This window comes from Rhodospira trueperi, assembly GCF_900101965.1.
GTDB classification, from domain to species: domain Bacteria; phylum Pseudomonadota; class Alphaproteobacteria; order Rhodospirillales; family Rhodospirillaceae; genus Rhodospira; species Rhodospira trueperi.
Genome location: NZ_FNAP01000001.1, coordinates 532,462 through 548,878 on the forward strand (window position 1 = coordinate 532,462; position 16,417 = coordinate 548,878).

Here is a 16,417-nt window from a genome sequence, read left to right on the forward strand (position 1 = left end):
GGGTCTATTCCTCGTTGTCTCCCGCCCAGGGAGTCGGCACGCCACCCTCGACCCGCTTGGGCCGGTCGGGTCGGCGTCCCCAGCGCAGTTCCTTGACCACGCCGTGCAGGGTGCGCACCTCCGGCACCGTCAGGTCGGCGCGCCCGAACAGACTGCGCAGGTTGCGAACCATGCCGGGGCGTTTGTCGGCGTTCCTGAGGAAGCCGCAGGCATCCAGTTCCGCCTCCAGATGGCGGAAGAACGTCATCAGCATGGCCCGGTCGGCCTTTTCGGCACCACTGGCGCTCAACTCGACCGGGGGGCGGTCAATCCCGGCCTGGAACCACTCATAGCCCACCAATAGCACTGCCTGGGCAAGGTTGAGCGAGGAGTGCGCCGGGTTCAGCGGCACCTCGACCACCGCGTCGGCCATCGCGACGTCATCGTTCTCCAGCCCGGTGCGCTCCGGACCGAAGAGCACCGCGCAGCGTTCCCCCCGCCCGGCGGCGTCCCGAATCACCCCGGCTGCGTGGCGGGGCGTCATCACGGGCTTGATCATCTCGCGGCGGCGCGCCGTGGTGGCGTAAACGCGGTGGCAATCGGCCAACGCCGCCTCGGTCGAGTCATAGGCCCGGGCCTGACGCAACACGGCCTCGGCCCCAGACGCGGCGGCAATCGCCTTGTCCGCCAGCCAGTCCTCGCGCGGCATCACCATCCTGAGATCGGTCAGGGCACAGTTCATCATCGCCCGCGCCGCCGTGCCGACGTTCTCGGCCAGTTGCGGACGTACCAGAACGATGCTCGGCGTGTCCGGCGGCATCATGTCCCCGGCCCCGACGGACAGACCGCCCGGCAGGCTTCGGCCAGCGAAGCCTCCGCCGCCGCGTTACGGCGCGCCAGCCGGATGAGGGTCGGCAGTCGCCATGGCCCGAGCAGGATGCGCCGCGCCGCCACGGCGGCGTTCGGGCTTCCGTCGCGGTTCAGCACGCCGGCCAGCCAAGGCGGCAACGTATCGCCGGCAGTATCAGCCACGGCGCGCACGACGAGGAACGGGACCCTAGCCTCGGCGGCAACGCGGGCGACGGCGTGGCTTTCCATATCCACGGCGACAGCGCCGGTACGGGCGGCGAGGTGGTGCTTGCCGGAGAGCGACCCGACGGCGCGATCCGATCCGAGAAGGGCGCCCGTGTTGTAGGCCGTGCCCGACGGCGCGGCGGCCATGACGGCGGCGTGCCAGGCAGCATCCACCAGCCAGGATTCTCCGTCGTCGTGCCGGTTGACCACGCGGGTCGGAAGGATGACGTCGCCGGGCCGTAGGGCGGGATCCAGCGCCCCGCAGATGCCCGCGCTGACCAGGGCGCGCGCACCGGCCTCCAGCAGGCCACGAGCGGCGGCCTCCGCCTTCTCCGCTCCGGGGCCGTCGCAGCGCGCCAGCAGACCGGGCACACCCTCCACCACGCGGCGTTCCCCGGTCAGGCCGGTGACCACACCAATCGGTTGCTCTGCGGCGGGAACGGGCACGGCGGGCTTACAGCCCCCACTGCACGCGCTTGGAGTTGCCGCGCGTCAGGTTGCGATAGCGCGACAGCGCCCACAGCGGGAAGAACGCCGGATAGCCGTGATACTTCAGGTAGAAGATGCGCGGGAAACCGACAGCGTTGTAAAGCTCTTCGTTCCAGCGCCCGCCCTGGCGCGGGGCCGCCATCAGGTATTCGATTCCGCGCCGAACGGCGTCGCTTTCCACCTCACCGGCGGCCATCAGGCCGAGCAGCGCCCAGGACGTCTGCGACGGGGTGGACGCCTTGACGAAGTCGCGCTTGTCCGGCCAGTAGCTCTCGCAGCCCTCGCCCCAGCCGCCGTCCGCCTGCTGACGCCGATGCAGCCACGCCACGGCGGCGCGGATGTGCGGTGCCTGCGGGTCCTCGCCTACGGCATTGAAGGCGGCCAGCGCCGACCATGTGCCGTAGATGTAGTTCGTGCCCCAGCGGCCGAACCACGATCCGTCCGGCTCCTGTTCCTTGCGAAGGTAATCGAGCGCTCGGGCGATCACCGGGTGGTCGCGGTCGTACCCCACCTGGGCCAGGAACCCGACGCACCGGGCCGTCACGTCCACCGTGGGCGGGTCCAGCAAGGCGCCATGATCAGCGAACGGAATGTGGTTGAGCACGTAGTATTCGTTGTCGGCGTCGAACGCCCCCCAGCCGCCGTTCTTTGATTGCAGGCCGATGATCCATTCTGCGGCCCGGCTGATGGCTTCCTTGTTCGCCGGGTCCCGGGCGCGGTCCAGCAGGATGCCGACCACGGCGGTATCGTCGACATCGGGAAAATGGGCGTTGTTGTACTGGAACGCCCAGCCGCCGGGCCGGACATCGGGCTTCCACTCCTTGTAGTCGCCCACGGTGTCCAGGATCTGCCGGTCGCGCAGCCACGCACAGGCATTGGACACGGCGGCGTCGCGCTCCGCCGTGGTGCGGCGGTCGGCGCCCAGGCCCAAAGCACTGGTCTCCTGCATGGCCAGCGAGGCCAAACCGGTATCCCACACCGGCGACAGGCACGGCTGAACATAGGCATGGTCGCCCTTGTGGACCACCAGACCGTCCACCGCCTTGCGGGCCAAGACAACACTGGGATGATCCTTCGGATACCCCAGGATGTGATAGACCATCAGGCAGTTGGCGATGGCCGGATAGATGCCGCCCAGACCATCCACGCCATTCAGCCGTTCCTCGACGAAGCTCAGAGCCTTTTCCGTCGCACGCTGTTCCACGGCGGCCGGAAACAACGGCTCGAACAGGCGCGCCACCGCGTCGATTTTCAGCAACGCCTCGCCCATCCAGTGCCCGGTCGGGTTGCTGTGGTACTTGCGCTCCTTCTCCGGCGGCGTGACGAAGAGTTCAGGAATACCGATGCCACGCGGGTTCTCTGCGCGGGCGCGCCGCGAGTACAGCACGAACAGGGGCACCATGACGGTGCGCGACCAGTACGAGACCTTGTTCATGTGGAACGGGAACCAACGCGGCAGCAACACCGCCTCGACCCGCGCCACCGGACAGGCCCGCCAGGGCACCTGCCCGAACATGGCCAGGGTGTAGCGGGTGAAGACGTTGGACTTCGCCGCACCGCCCCGTTCCAGGATGGCCTCGCGGGCGCGGACCATGTGCGGCGCGTCCGGATCGTCGCCGGTCAGCTTGAGCGCGTAATAGGCCTTGACCGACGCGCTCATGTCGAAATCACCGTCGTGGAACAACGGCCAGCCGCCGTGCGGTCCCTGGAGCCGACGCAGATAAACGGCGATCTTCCGCTCAAGATCGTCGTCGATCTCGTCGAGGAAATGATTCAACAGAATGAACTCGGCCGGGATGGTGGCGTCGGCCTCCAACTCGAAAATCCAATGACCGTCGCCGTCCTGCCGGTCGCGCAGCCAACCCGCCGCCTCGTCAATCACGGCGTCAAGATCGACGCCCTCGGCGTCGTCCGCAGCCACCGACGACGGAGCCGACACGTCGCGCAAATGGGAAGTTCCGCCGTGCGCGGAGCCGGCGACGGACTGCGACAGGAAGGGAGAAGACGACAGAGTTTCGTCAATGAAAGGCGTGTTCCGCAGGGAATGGTTCATTTGTGACGGCATTCTCTTGACTGGCCCTTCACTGGCACGATGGCGAAACGACAGCCGAACAGCGACGCGGTGCGAGGATGCCCCCCGATCCAACCCCTGTCACCAGACCTGTTCCCGCACGACCCAAACCGGACGAACCCCTTAGACAAGACCCGTATGGTAAGGTCTGAAAGAGTCCTTCAACAGAAGGCCATGCACTCGTTCCGATATCCCCACAAGCATACGGGTCTTGTCCGGTGACCCGCTCCCGAGGGAATTTTCAACAACACCGCGACAGCACTTCGGGCGTGATTGTTACTCGAACTCAAAGGATTTTTTGGACTGACAGCCCCGCCCGCGTCAAGAACCGCGTTGCAGTGCAACGACAGATTTAGCCGCCGTGTGACCGGAACGCACCGCCCCCTCGATGGTCGCCGGCAGCCCGGTATCCGTCCAATCGCCCGCCAGAAAAAGGTTGCGCAGCGGCCCACGGGGGCCGGGACGTCGGCCCACCTGATCCGGCGTCTGGGCGAACGTGGCCCGCTTTTCCTTGATAACGCGCACCGGCGGAACCGGCGTATCCGCCGGCAAGCCCAGGGCCCGGCGCACCTCCGGCCAGACGGGCGCGGCCATGCTGTCCGGCGGGAGGTCCAGCAGGGAGTCCGCCGCGCTGATGGTTACCGAAGCCACATCCCCGCGCACGAACAGCCACTCTCCCGTCCCCCCCAGCAGGCCCAGCGGCTGCGCGATCCGACGGGGCGCCGACGGCAGACGGAAGTGCACGTTGATGATCGAACGGAATTCGTTCGGCGCCTTCAGGCCCGGCAGAAGCAGGCTCGCCGTCCAGGGAGGGACGGCCAACACCACGGCCTCCTCCGCCGCCACCTGCTCGGCGTCGTCTTGAAAGATCAGGCGGGAGACGCGCCCGTCGGTCACCTCAAGGTCCTTCAGTCGACGGCCGAACCGCACCTCCGCGTTCCAGTGCGCCAAACGCTTCAGGGCCGGCCGGACGAACGCCTCGCTCAGCCCCTCGCGCGCCCAGAGCGGCCGCGCCGCCCACCCGCCGCGACCGAAGGTCTCCCGCAGAACCGGCCACAGCAGGCGCGCCTGCCCCAGCTCGGCCTCGGTGTTCAGCGCCGACACCGCCAGGGGCCGCCAGAACCGGTCATAGAGGGGACCCGTGTCCCCCAGCACCTCGGCCACCGTGGCGTCCGGACGCGCGCGCGCCAACCGCAGCCCGGAGAGGTAGTCGCGCGCCCGCGTATCGGGAACACGCCGGGCCGGATCGAACACCCAACTCGGCCACAGGCCGTGGCCCGCCCGCACCATCCAACGCCGCCCGTCCGACAGGTCCAGGAAGGGGAACCGCGTCTCGCGCGGCCCGACCAGCTGATCGCGGGCGCCGATGTGGTCGAGGAACCGGAACACCGAGCGGTTACCCGCCAGCAGCAAGTGCGAGCCGTTGTCGATCACCCGCTCAAGGCGGGCGTCGCGGAAGGACCGGGCCCGCCCGCCGGCATGGCCGGCGGCCTCGTACACGCTCACCGGTCGACCCTTGCGCGCCAGGGCCACGGCGCACGCCAGGCCGGCCAGCCCGGCGCCGATCACATGAACACGCGGTCCGTCTGGCGCCATCACAGGAACCCGTACCGCAGCGCCAGCCCAATCTTGACCGCCTTGGGTACGGCGGGCGGCGCGTGGACCGCACCCCAGCCGCACGCCTGGAGACGGCGGAACAGGGCGTGATAGACCTCCTTCATGACCCGCGCCGGCCGCGCCGGCCCGCGCGGCAGGCGGATGAACAGCGCGTCCGCTTCGGCGAAGCGGGCCTTGGCCAGCGTCGCCAGTTCCGCGCGCACGGCCGGCACCGCCGGATGATCCAGCATGTCCGCCGCTCGGTCGGGCACCGCCGCCAGCCCGTGCGCGGCGAGCCGGTCGGCGGGCAGATAAACGCGATTTTGCCCCGCGTCCTCGGCCACGTCGCGCAGAATATTCGTCAGTTGCAGGGCGTTGCCCACGGCCGCTGCCAGGGCCGGACTGTCGACCGGCGGAATGCCGAACACCGGATTGGACAACCGGCCGACGGCGCAAGCCACGCGGTCGCAGTACAAGGCCAGCGTCTCCAGGTCCGGAATGCGGACGGACGGCGGGGCGTCCATGGCCATGCCGTCGAGCACGGCCTGGAAATCCGCCTCCGCACAACCGAACCGACCGACCGTCCAGGCCAAGGCGCGGTCGAGCGGCTCATCGGCGCGCGGTCGCCCCGCGCATACGGCGGCCACGCGGTCACGCCAGTCGTCCAGGCGCGCGCGTTTGTCGGCCTCCGGCGCCGGCTCATCGGCGATGTCGTCCACCACGCGACAGAACGCGTAAACGGCGAACATGCCGTGGCGCCGCTCGGCCGGCAGGATGCGCATGGCTCCGCCGAAAGAAGTCCCAGCCGCCGACACGATGCGGGCGACCGTCCGCCGCGCCTCGTCGTCCAGCCCCGCCGGTTCGGTCATCGATACACCCGTCCCTTCCAGGCCCGTCCCTGCCCCACCCAGTGCCGACGCGCCGAATCCAGCGTCATTCCACTGTACATCAACGCCGCCAGCGGCAGCGTCAGGCTGCGCCAACGTGGCATATGATACACCTTCAACGTCGGCCAGTAGGCCACGGCCATCAACAGCCAGCCCAGCAGCCCCAGTCCGGCCGTGGTCCAGTCCCCGTTAACCAGCCCCCAGACGAAGGCGACCGGCGGCCACAGGTAGGCCAGAACCATGAACAGCATCATCAGCAGGAGATAGAAGGCCGAATTGCCGAGTTGGGTGAAGGCCGTGCGGGTGACGATGCGCCAGATCTCCCCCCGCCCTTCGTAACGACGCAGGGAGCGGGTGCGCGTCGCCAGCCCGAGCCAGATCGAGCCCTGCGCCTTCATATTCCGCGCCAGGGCGCAATCGTCGATCAACTCGGAACGGATGGCCTCGATCCCGCCGGCAGCATCCAAGGCGTCCAGACGCGCCAGCATGCAGCCCCCCGCCGCGCCGGCGACCGAGGACTTGGGATCGTTGACGCGCGGAAACGGGTAGAGCTTCTGGAAAAAGAACACGAACGCCGGGATCAGAATCTTTTCCCACACCGACACGCACCGCAACCGCACCATCAGTGAGACAAGCACCCGGTTCTCGCGCACCGCCCGGGCGACCAGACGGCTCAGATTGCCGGGGTTGTGCTCGATCTCCGCGTCCGTGAGCAGCACATAGCGGGCGTCCGGCGCCACCGTCCGCGCATGCTGGAGCCCCTGATAAACCGCCCACAGCTTGCCGGACCAGCCCTCCGGCAGCGGCTGGCCCTGGATCACATGCAGGCAGGCTTTCTCGTCATCGCGTTCGGCGGCGGCGCGGGCGGCGGCGGCGGTGCCGTCGCTGCTGTTGTCGTCCACCACCACGATGGACAGCGGCCCCGGATAGTCCTGCCGCAGCAAGGAATGGACCGTGCGGCCGATGGTGAAGACCTCGTCACGCGCCGGAATGACGGCGACCACGGGCTTGGCCTCGTCGTGCGTCACACCCGCGTTATCGAGCTTCTGATCGGCGCGCCAGAACCCGCCGCGCGCCAACAACAGGCCGAGCCACACAAGGACGGCCGCCAGGGACGCCCACCCGGCCGGGGACAACGTTTCGGCGATGCCCATGACCCCGGAGTCCTCCCGTCGCAGTGTCTGTTCGTTCGAGCCCCAGTGCCCCGCCCTTTTCTAGCGCCCCAGCACGCCGCGCGCCACCCCGCGCAACGCACACAGTGCGGCTTGTGGCTTCGTCAGCTTGACCGGCGCTTTGAGTGGGTCCTCGCGCGCCAGCTTGCGCACCAGGGTTTCCGCCACATCGACGATGACCGCGCTTTCCATGCCCAGGCGGCGGTCGATCACCCCGCCGGGCAGGGCGCGGGCCTCCGTGAGCAGAGCGCGGCAGCCCTCCAGGCAGCGGTCGACGGTGCGGCGCAGACCGGGCGTACAGGTGGCGCGGTCCAGGTCCTCGACCGCCGCGCCGTCGGTCGCCATCCAGTCCTGCGGCAGGTAGACGCGGTCCAGCGTGCGGTAGTCGTCCTGACAATCCTGAAGGTGGTTGATGACTTGAAGGGCAATGCATAGCGCGTCGGACGGGCCGTAGCCGTTGCGCGATCCGCCGTGCAGGTCCACCAGATAGCGCCCGACCGGTGCCGCCGAGAGGATGCAATAGGCCACCAGATCGTCCCAATCCGCGTAACGGCCCTTGATGGCGTCCTGCTTGAAGGCGGCGATCAGGTCCACGCAATGCCGGGCCGGGACGTTTGTGGCTTGCAGGCTCTCGCGCATGGCGTGGCCCTTGGCGTAGGCGGGATCGGTGGTGTCACGCCCGGTAACGGCGGCCTCGAACCCGTCCAGGCGGGCGATCTTCTCGTCGGCCGACAGACGCGGCGCGTCGCCGATGTCGTCGATGGCCCGGGCGAAGGCATAGAACGTCGCCACATGCGGCCGAACCCGTTTCGACAACAGGATGGAGCCGACCGGGAAGTTCTCCGTGCCGGCGTGCTTGCCGGACGGCGCTTCGGCGGCGGTGGGCTGGGACGGAGCGGTGGCGGTCATGGGCGGCGACATCCTCGGCGCGGCGACGACGATGGACGCGGATGTAGCAGAGGGGAGACGGGATGGCGAGGGAGTCGAAACAAGGCGATGGAATGTCAGACGAACGGGCCGTATTCTCCTCGCGTGTTTGATCATGGGTTCCTGGTCTGGATGATGCCATGCCCCTCACCAGGGACTTCAAGGACACGATCAAGGCTCGCGCGGAACACGATCCGGCCTTCCGGCTCGGGCTGTTCGAAGAGGCGGTCGGCTCATTCCTCGACGGTGACGTCGATACGGGCAAGATTCTGCTGCGGGACTACGTCAACGCGACCATCGGGTTCGAGCGCCTTGGCGCGGATCTGCACAAGAGCCCGAAAAGCCTGATGCGCATGTTGAGCCCCGGGGGCAACCCGCGTGCCGACAACCTGCTCGCCATCGTGGCGCACCTGAAAAACAGGGACGGATTCGACCTGCGCGCGGTTCCCTCGGGGCCGACTGAAGAGGCGGCGGCGCCTCCACCTTGACCGCCCTCCTTCCCACACCAACATCTCGGCTGCGGCGCGGTTCTGGCGCCGCAGACGCCAGGAACGGAGGCGATCATGGTCGGTGGCATTCTCTCCCGCGTGCTGAAGGGCGGCGAACAGGACAACGCGGCGGCGGACTTTCCCGCCGGCAAGAGCGAGGCCGCTTGGAAGGCCGACTTGACCCGGGAGCAATTCCACGTCCTGCGCCAGCACGGCACGGAACGGCCGTTCTCCCACCCCCTCAATGCCGAGAAGCGGCCCGGCACGTTCCATTGCGCCGGCTGCGGGGCGCCGCTGTTCGACACGGCGACGAAATACGACAGCGGCTCCGGCTGGCCCAGCTTCTTCCAGCCGCTTCAGGGCGCCGTCGGCACCAGCACGGACTACAAGTTGATCGCCCCTCGCACGGAGGTCCACTGCGCCCGGTGCGGCGGCCACCTGGGGCATGTGTTCGACGACGGCCCGGCCCCGACCGGGCAACGCTATTGCATGAACGGCACGGCGCTGTCGTTTGCGCCGGCGGAACACGGCTGACCGAACGCGATCACGAGGCCACCCGGATGGTGCCTTTTTCCTGGCCGGCGGCGGGTGTAACGCGGATGTTCACGTCCTGGCCGAGGTCTCGGAGAGCGCGCAACAGACGGTCTGTGGAAAACCGGCTGATCCGGCCCTGAACAAGATCGGACACACGCGGCTGATCCAGGCCCATCAACGCCCCTGCCTGAGACTGCGTCAGGCCACGGGTGGCGATGATCTGCCCAATGGCGCGCATCAGATCCGCGCGGACGACCATTTCGTCGGCGTCCTCCAGCCCGAGCGCGTGGAAGGCGGTGTCGTTCGTGTAGCTTACGGACTCCGTCTCAACCATGCTTGGTGCTCCGTTTCAGCCTGTTTCAAGCGGTTTCGGATCAGGCCCATATCCTGTTGCGACGTCGAGATGCCGTGCCTGGCCTTCTTCTGGAAGGCATGGAGGACGTAGACCACCTCGGCGAAGCGAACCGTGTATACGGCGCGGTACGTGTCACCGTCGAACCGCTCCACAATCTCCAGGACCCCAGACCCACCGAAACCTTTGAGCGGTTTGGCAGCCGGATGTTTGTCCCCGATTTGCGCGAGATAAAGGGCGTACCCGATCTCGCGGACAACATCTTCGGGAAACGTGAGCAACGCTCCCCGCGTCGAGCCGATCCAGGCCAAAGGCTTCATATCAAGCCGCACCCTTGTCTGAACCCGGGCCGGTGACCGTCGTAGTATGTCAAGACTGGCATGCCTTGTGAAGCCATCCTCTACACCACCACCCCCGCCACGGCCGCCCCGCCCAGCACCACGGCCCAGGGCGGGGCCTTCCAGATGTGCAGGGCCAGAAACGCCGCGAGCCCCAGGGCCACATGCTCGGGCGCGGCGACGGCACTGGTCAGGACGGGGTCGTAGAACGCCGCCAGCAGCAGCCCGACCACGGCCGCGTTGATGCCGGTCAGGGCGGCCCGCGCCGCCGGAGATTGCCGCAACGCGCTCCAGAACGGCAGCGCGCCGAACAGCAGCAACGCGGCCGGCACGAAGATCGCCACCGTGGCCAGCAGGGCCAGCCCCAGGCTCGTCAGCACCGTCGCGCCGGCGGCCGAGCCCAGGAACGCCGACAGCGTGAACAGCGGCCCCGGCACCGCCTGGGCCAGACCGTACCCGGCCAGGAAGCTCTCGCGGTCCACCAATCCCGTCGGCACCACCTCGGCCTGCAACAGCGGCAGCACCACATGCCCGCCGCCGAACACCAGCGAGCCCGCGCGCACCATGCCGTCGGCCAGCCGCGCCCAGTCGGCGTTCGTGACCTGGGCCAGCACCGGCAGCAGCACCAACAGCGCGCCCAGCAGCCCCAGGCAGGCCACGCCCACCCGACGTCCGAACCCGACATGCAGATGGTCGGCGGCCTCGACGGCCTCGCTCTTGAACAGCGCCCAGCCCACCAGCGCTCCGATGCCAATGGGCGCCAGTTGCCCCAGCACCAGCGGTAGCCCGGTCAGCGGCCACACCAGCACCAGCGCCGCCGCCGCCAGGGCCAGGGTGGCGCGCGGCCGGTCGGGCGCCAGCGTCTTCGCCATGCCCCACACCGCCTGGGCGACCACGGCGGCGGCCACGATCTTCAGCCCGCGCAGCCAGCCGCTGTCCCCGCCCGGGTCCAGCGCCGCCACGCCCAGCGCCGCCAGCGCCAGCGCCAGCGCCGACGGCAGCGTGAAGCCCGTCCAGGCGGCCAACGCGCCCAGCGGGCCGGCGCGGTGCAGCCCCAGGCCAAGCCCGACCTGACTGCTCGCTGGGCCGGGCAGGAACTGGCACAGCGCCACCAGATCGGCATAGGCGGCGTCCGACAGCCACTTGCGGCGCTCCACCAGTTCAGCGCGGAAATAGCCCAGGTGGGCCACCGGCCCACCGAAACTGGTCAAACCCAGGCGCAGAAAGACCAGGAACACGGTCCAGGCGGAGGCGGTCGGAGCGGTGGATGGGTTTGTCATGAACCCTCTCGTTTTGGCGGCGCTTTTTGACGACACTTGGGGTCGGTCCACGTTGACGATCTCGCGCACGCGGGGCGCGGACAAGTGGGGCGCGGAACTTTCAACGAAACCGTCACCGAACCATGGCTCGTGCCCCGGCCGACTCCGACGGTGTGCTTGTCGAATCCTCCTATACAGCCACAAGAGATATCTTTATGGGTTTCTACCTCTGGATCGGAAATGGGGGGGTGTCGATCATGACCCGACGTTACTGGCTGCTGGGCGGTGCCGGGGCCGCCGTCCTCGTCGTCGGCGCCGTGCTCATCAGCGGGTCTCTCAACTCCAAAGCGTTGCGTCACGCCTGTCTGGACGCGGGCCTCGGTCAGGAGGCTGCTCAGCCCCGGTGGTCGGGCGAGGACGGTCTGACCGGCATCCCCTTCGCTGACCTGGATCCCGAGTTCGCTGAGCCCAAGTGCCGCGACGCGCTCGAACACTGGTCTGACGACCATCTGGTTCGTGCGGCCTTGGGCCGCATTGTGTTGAAGAAAGGCGATGGGTCCGAGGCTCGAGAGCTCTTCGAAGAAGCGATCGCCAAAGGCAGCATCATCGCTCAAGGATCGCTGGGGTATATGTACCTGGCGGGCGATGGTGTCCAAGTCGATGCCGACAGGGCTTTCGAGTTGCTGAAGCCCCCCGCCGAAGCCGGGTATCACCCGGCCCAATCCAATCTCGGGTATATGTACCTCAACGGAATCGGCGTATCGCAGGACGACGCCGTGGCGGCTGATTGGCATCAGAAAGCGGCAAATCAGGAAAGCGCCTATTCCTTGTATAATATCGGCTGGATGTACGAGCAAGGGCGCGGCTTCGAGAAGGACACCGCCAAGGCCGTCGAGTATTACAGACGCGCTGCCGATCTTGACTATGCAGAGGCGCAATTCGTTCTAGGGTATGCATACTATGTTGGTGATGGCGTCGAGAAAGACGCTGAACAGGCTCTTGTCTGGTATCAAAAAGCGGCGGAACATGGTGTTCCCGGGGCGCAGTTCAATTTGGCAACCATGTATTACGACGGTGATGGCGTTGCCAAGGACCGCGCCGAAGCCCACGCTTGGTACCTCCGCGCCGCCGAACAGGATCATATTCGTTCACAGCTTAAGGCTGCGACGATGTACGAATGGGGCAATGGTATCGAGCAAGACGACGCCAAGGCGTTCTTGTGGTACCGACGCGCCGCCGATCTCGGCGATCCCCGAGCCCAACACATTACCGGGCTCAAATTCAAACGGGGCAGTGGTGTGGAGGAAGATAGCTCTCAAGCCCTGGACTATTTCCGTAGCGCAGCGGAACAAGGATTCGCCGATTCACAGTATACCCTCGCCCTGATGTATGACCGGGGAGACGGCGTGAGGGAAGACAACGCCGAGGCGGTCAAGTGGTACCGTCAGGCTGCGGAAAACGACCGAGCCGACGCTCAGTTCATGCTTGCTGCACACTACCTTTCCGGCGAAGGCGTTCGCGAAGACAAGGACACAGCCCGCCACTGGCTGGAGGCGGCCGCGGCAAACGGACATGACGATGCCGAGGAGGCCCTTGAGAAGATGAACCGTGAGGAGCTGATCGGAGGAATTGCCGGCTGGGTCGCTGAACGGACTGGCGAGTACATTCTCAGGAAAGCACTGGACAGTTTTTTCGGCTCCGATTCGTCCAACTAGACGCCTATCCAAAGGACAGCCGCCGCCAGACCCTTTCTGAAGGTCCCCAAGGGGACCACGGCGCCTTATCCGTGCCCCGGACTCGGAAAAGCTGCCTTTACTCAAGGGTGTTGACATTTGTCATGGACGTGTCATGGCGTGACCGCCCGACGAAGCCCCGACTCGCGGTCGAATACGGGGGTCGGGCCTTGCCCCCAAGTCGGAATCGGGTTACCAAAACGTCAATTGCCGCGCCGCACCCAAGGCGCGCGCTCGCCCCGACCGGCTCGCCGCACGGCGGCACTTGGGGTTTTCTCACGGATTTCGGACGAAAGGACGGTCATGGCTCGCAAAAAGATCGCTCTCGTTGGCGCCGGCAACATCGGTGGCACGCTGGCGCATCTCATCGGCCTGAAGGAACTGGGCGATGTGGTGCTGTTCGATATCGCCGAGGGCGTGCCGCAGGGCAAGGGCCTGGACATCGCCCAGTCCGCTCCCATTGAGGGTTGCGACGCGACCTACGCGGGCGCCAACGACTACAGCGCCATCGCCGGCGCGGACGTGGTCATCGTCACCGCCGGGGTGCCGCGCAAGCCCGGCATGTCCCGCGACGACCTGATCGGCACCAACGCCAAGGTGATGGCGGCCGTTGGCGAGGGCATCAAGACCAACTGCCCCGACGCCTTCGTCATCTGCATCACCAACCCGCTGGACGCCATGGTCTGGGTGCTGCGCGAACTGTCGGGCCTGCCGCACAACAAGGTGGTCGGCATGGCCGGCGTGCTGGACAGCGCCCGCTTCCGCTGTTTCCTGGCCGAGGAGTTCAACGTCTCGGTCGAGGACGTCACCGCCTTCGTGCTCGGTGGCCACGGCGACACCATGGTGCCGCTGGTGCGCTACTCCACGGTGGCCGGCATTCCGCTGCCCGATCTGATCAAGATGGGCTGGACCACCCAGGAGCGCCTGGACGAGATTGTCACCCGCACCCGTAACGGCGGCGCCGAAATCGTCGGCCTGTTGAAGACCGGCTCGGCGTTCTACGCCCCGGCGGCGGCGGCGGTGCAGATGGCCGAAGCCTACCTGAAGGACAAGAAGCGCGTGCTGCCCTGCGCCGCCTGGTGCGGCGGCGCCTTCGGCGTGGACGACCTGTATGTGGGCGTCCCGGTGGTCCTGGGGGCCGGCGGTGTCGAAAAGGTCGTCGAGATCGAGATGAACGCCGACGAACGGGCGATGTTCGACCACTCGGTCGAGTCCGTGCGCGGCCTCGTCGCCGCCTCCAAGGAACTGATGCCGAAATAAGGATTGGAAACCGCGCCGGATCGGCGCGCGGGGTCCGTCACAACGGGGTAGCCATTCATGAACATCCATGAGTATCAGGCCAAGCAGGTGCTGGCCAAATACGGTGTGCCGGTACTGAAGGGCGGCGTCGCCTACACGCCCGAGGAGGCCGAACAGGTCGCGCGCGGGCTCGACGGGCCGGTCTTCGTGGTCAAGAGCCAGATCCACGCCGGCGGGCGCGGCAAGGGCAAGTTCAAGGAGACCGAGGCCGGCGATAAGGGCGGTGTGCGCGTCGTCAAGTCGGTGGACGAGGTGCGCGAGAACGCCGGGCAGATGCTGGGTCACACCCTGGTCACGCACCAGTCCGGCCCCGAGGGCAAGCAGGTCAAGCGCGTCTATATCGAGGCCGGCTGCGACATCAAGCGCGAGCTTTACCTCTCCATGCTGGTGGACCGTGCCACCAGCCGGGTGACCATCATGGCCTCGACCGAGGGCGGCGTGGAGATCGAGGAGGTCGCCGCCAAGACCCCCGAGAAGATCATCCTGCAAGACATCGACCCGGCCACCGGCATCATGCCGTTCCACTGCCGCAAGGTCGCCTTCGGCCTGGGCCTGGAAGGCGCGCAGATCAAAAGCGCCACCAAGCTGTTGATGGCGCTTTACAAGGCGTTCCTCGAAACGGACGCCTCAATGCTGGAGATCAACCCGTTGGTGGTTACGGGCGCCGGCGAGGTTCTGCCGCTCGACGCCAAGATGAACTTCGATTCCAACGCCCTCTATCGCCACCCGGAGATTTCCGAACTGCGCGACGAGGACGAGGAAGACCCGGCCGAGCTGGAGGCCACCAAGCACGACCTCAACTACATCAAGCTCGACGGGGCCATCGGCTGCATGGTCAACGGCGCCGGGCTGGCCATGGCCACCATGGATATCATCAAGCTGTACGGTGCCGAGCCGGCCAACTTCCTGGATGTCGGCGGCGGTGCCACCAAGGAGCGCGTCACCACGGCCTTCAAGATCATCCTGTCCGATCCGAATGTCGAAGGCATCCTGATCAACATCTTCGGCGGCATCATGCGCTGTGACGTGATCGCCGAGGGCGTCATCGCGGCCGCCAAGGAGGTCAGCCTCAACGTGCCCCTGGTGGTGCGCTTGGAAGGCACCAACGTGGACCTGGGCAAGAAGATCATGGCGGAGTCGGGCCTGCCGATCATTGCCGCCGACAACCTCGCAGACGCCGCCGACAAGGTGGTCAAGGCCGTGAAGGAGGCGCAGTAATGGCGGTTCTCGTCAGCAAGGACACCAAGGTCATCTGCCAGGGCTTCACGGGTAGCCAGGGCACGTTCCACTCGGAACAGGCCGTCGCCTACGGCACCAAGATGGTTGGGGGCGTCACGCCGGGTAAGGGTGGTTCCAAGCACCTCGACCTGCCGGTGTTCGATACCGTGGCCGAGGCCAAGGAGAAGACGGACTGCAACGCCTCCGTGATTTACGTGCCGCCACCGTTCGCCGCCGACGCGATTCTGGAAGCCGTGGACGCCGAACTTGACCTCGTGGTGTGCATCACCGAGGGCATTCCGGTGCTGGACATGGTCAAGGTCAAGCGCGCCCTGGTGAACTCGAAGACGCGGCTGGTCGGCCCCAACTGCCCCGGCGTCATCACCCCGGACGAGTGCAAGATCGGCATCATGCCGGGTCACATCCACAAGCGCGGCAAGATCGGCGTGGTCTCCCGCTCCGGCACGCTGACCTATGAGGCGGTGGCACAGACCACGGCCACCGGCCTGGGACAGACCACCTGCATCGGCATCGGCGGTGACCCCGTCAACGGCACCAACTTCATCGACTGCCTGGAGATGTTCCTGGGCGACGACGAGACCGAGGGCATGATCATGATCGGCGAAATCGGCGGCTCGGCCGAGGAAGAGGCCGCCGAGTTCATCGCCAAGTCCAAGGTCAAGAAGCCGATGGTCGGCTTCATCGCCGGGCGCACCGCCCCCCCGGGCAAGCGCATGGGCCACGCTGGCGCCATCATCAGCGGCGGCAAGGGCACGGCGGACGCCAAGATCGAGGCCATGCGCGCCGCCGGCATCCTGGTGGCCGACAGCCCGGCCGCCCTTGGCGAGACCATGCTGAAGGCCATGAAGGGCTGATTGGCCGGCCCCGCACCGCGCCCTTTCCGCTTTTTCTTTGCGGTTCGGTTGCGAGAAGGTGGTGGAATGGAGCGGTCGGGGTGCTTAGATTATTGATCCTGCAATGGACGGTCCGGGCGCTCCGGT

Annotated in this window: 16 protein-coding genes; 6 read left to right on the forward strand and 10 right to left on the reverse strand. The window is 67.1% G+C overall.

The features are described 5' to 3' along the window. Positions 1 to 4 precede the first annotated feature (4 nt). From BLS85_RS02455 to hpnC, 7 genes are all read right to left on the reverse strand, one after another. Positions 5 to 802 (reverse strand): RNA methyltransferase, encoded by a 798-nt coding sequence (locus BLS85_RS02455; RefSeq protein WP_092781518.1) that lies wholly within the window; start codon positions 800 to 802, stop codon positions 5 to 7. Further along, a complete protein-coding gene (locus BLS85_RS02460; RefSeq protein ID WP_092781521.1) occupies positions 799 to 1,500 on the reverse strand; it encodes a phosphorylase family protein in 702 nt (233 codons plus the stop codon). Before BLS85_RS02460 ends, BLS85_RS02455 begins: the two co-directional genes overlap by 4 nt. A 7-nt stretch (positions 1,501 to 1,507) precedes the next feature. Then, a complete protein-coding gene (gene shc / locus BLS85_RS02465; RefSeq protein WP_092781524.1) occupies positions 1,508 to 3,595 on the reverse strand; it encodes a squalene--hopene cyclase in 2,088 nt (695 codons plus the stop codon). A gap of 339 nt (positions 3,596 to 3,934) precedes the next feature. Next, the gene (hpnE, locus tag BLS85_RS02470; protein WP_092781527.1) at positions 3,935 to 5,209 is read right to left on the reverse strand and encodes a hydroxysqualene dehydroxylase HpnE; all 1,275 of its coding nucleotides are present in this window, start codon (positions 5,207 to 5,209) and stop codon (positions 3,935 to 3,937) included. Next, positions 5,209 to 6,078, reverse strand: a complete 870-nt coding sequence (gene hpnD / locus BLS85_RS19375) for a presqualene diphosphate synthase HpnD (protein WP_092781530.1) — start codon at positions 6,076 to 6,078, stop codon at positions 5,209 to 5,211. The genes hpnE and hpnD overlap by 1 nt, the downstream gene beginning before the upstream one ends. Further along, positions 6,075 to 7,250 carry a glycosyltransferase gene (locus BLS85_RS19380; protein WP_092781532.1) on the reverse strand — a complete coding sequence of 392 codons (1,176 nt, stop codon included), beginning with the start codon at positions 7,248 to 7,250 and terminating at the stop codon, positions 6,075 to 6,077. Before BLS85_RS19380 ends, hpnD begins: the two co-directional genes overlap by 4 nt. Positions 7,251 to 7,310: 60 nt before the next feature. After that, positions 7,311 to 8,177, reverse strand: coding sequence for a squalene synthase HpnC (gene hpnC / locus BLS85_RS02485; protein WP_092781535.1), 867 nt, complete (start codon positions 8,175 to 8,177; stop codon positions 7,311 to 7,313). A gap of 158 nt (positions 8,178 to 8,335) precedes the next feature. Here hpnC and BLS85_RS02490 point away from each other — a divergent pair, with 158 nt between their 5' ends. Beyond that, a complete protein-coding gene (locus tag BLS85_RS02490) occupies positions 8,336 to 8,683 on the forward strand; it encodes a helix-turn-helix domain-containing transcriptional regulator (protein WP_092781538.1) in 348 nt (115 codons plus the stop codon). 75 nt (positions 8,684 to 8,758) lie between these two features. Next, positions 8,759 to 9,217: a peptide-methionine (R)-S-oxide reductase MsrB gene (gene msrB, locus BLS85_RS02495; protein WP_092781541.1), complete on the forward strand. Its 459-nt coding sequence runs from the start codon at positions 8,759 to 8,761 to the stop codon at positions 9,215 to 9,217. 10 nt (positions 9,218 to 9,227) lie between these two features. Here the strand turns inward: msrB and BLS85_RS02500 are convergent, their stop codons facing one another. The 3 genes from BLS85_RS02500 to chrA all read right to left on the reverse strand — a co-directional run bounded on the left by BLS85_RS02500 (position 9,228) and on the right by chrA (position 11,187). Continuing rightward, positions 9,228 to 9,551 carry a helix-turn-helix domain-containing protein gene (locus tag BLS85_RS02500; RefSeq protein ID WP_092781544.1) on the reverse strand — a complete coding sequence of 108 codons (324 nt, stop codon included), beginning with the start codon at positions 9,549 to 9,551 and terminating at the stop codon, positions 9,228 to 9,230. Beyond that, entirely contained in the window at positions 9,530 to 9,889 is a 360-nt protein-coding gene (locus BLS85_RS02505) for a type II toxin-antitoxin system RelE/ParE family toxin (protein WP_218128249.1), read from the reverse strand. The genes BLS85_RS02500 and BLS85_RS02505 overlap by 22 nt, the downstream gene beginning before the upstream one ends. Positions 9,890 to 9,969: 80 nt before the next feature. Then, positions 9,970 to 11,187, reverse strand: a complete 1,218-nt coding sequence (chrA, locus tag BLS85_RS02510; RefSeq protein ID WP_092781550.1) for a chromate efflux transporter — start codon at positions 11,185 to 11,187, stop codon at positions 9,970 to 9,972. A gap of 194 nt (positions 11,188 to 11,381) precedes the next feature. Here chrA and BLS85_RS02515 point away from each other — a divergent pair, with 194 nt between their 5' ends. The 4 genes from BLS85_RS02515 to sucD all read left to right on the forward strand — a co-directional run bounded on the left by BLS85_RS02515 (position 11,382) and on the right by sucD (position 16,291). Then, positions 11,382 to 12,881: a tetratricopeptide repeat protein gene (locus tag BLS85_RS02515; RefSeq protein ID WP_176793283.1), complete on the forward strand. Its 1,500-nt coding sequence runs from the start codon at positions 11,382 to 11,384 to the stop codon at positions 12,879 to 12,881. Positions 12,882 to 13,202: 321 nt separating this feature from the next. Then, complete coding sequence (mdh, locus tag BLS85_RS02520; protein ID WP_092781556.1) at positions 13,203 to 14,159, forward strand: malate dehydrogenase; 957 nt, start codon at positions 13,203 to 13,205, stop codon at positions 14,157 to 14,159. A gap of 57 nt (positions 14,160 to 14,216) precedes the next feature. Further along, positions 14,217 to 15,416, forward strand: coding sequence for an ADP-forming succinate--CoA ligase subunit beta (gene sucC / locus BLS85_RS02525; RefSeq protein ID WP_092781559.1), 1,200 nt, complete (start codon positions 14,217 to 14,219; stop codon positions 15,414 to 15,416). After that, entirely contained in the window at positions 15,416 to 16,291 is an 876-nt protein-coding gene (gene sucD / locus BLS85_RS02530; RefSeq protein ID WP_092781562.1) for a succinate--CoA ligase subunit alpha, read from the forward strand. The genes sucC and sucD overlap by 1 nt, the downstream gene beginning before the upstream one ends. The last annotated feature ends 126 nt before the right edge of the window (positions 16,292 to 16,417 follow it).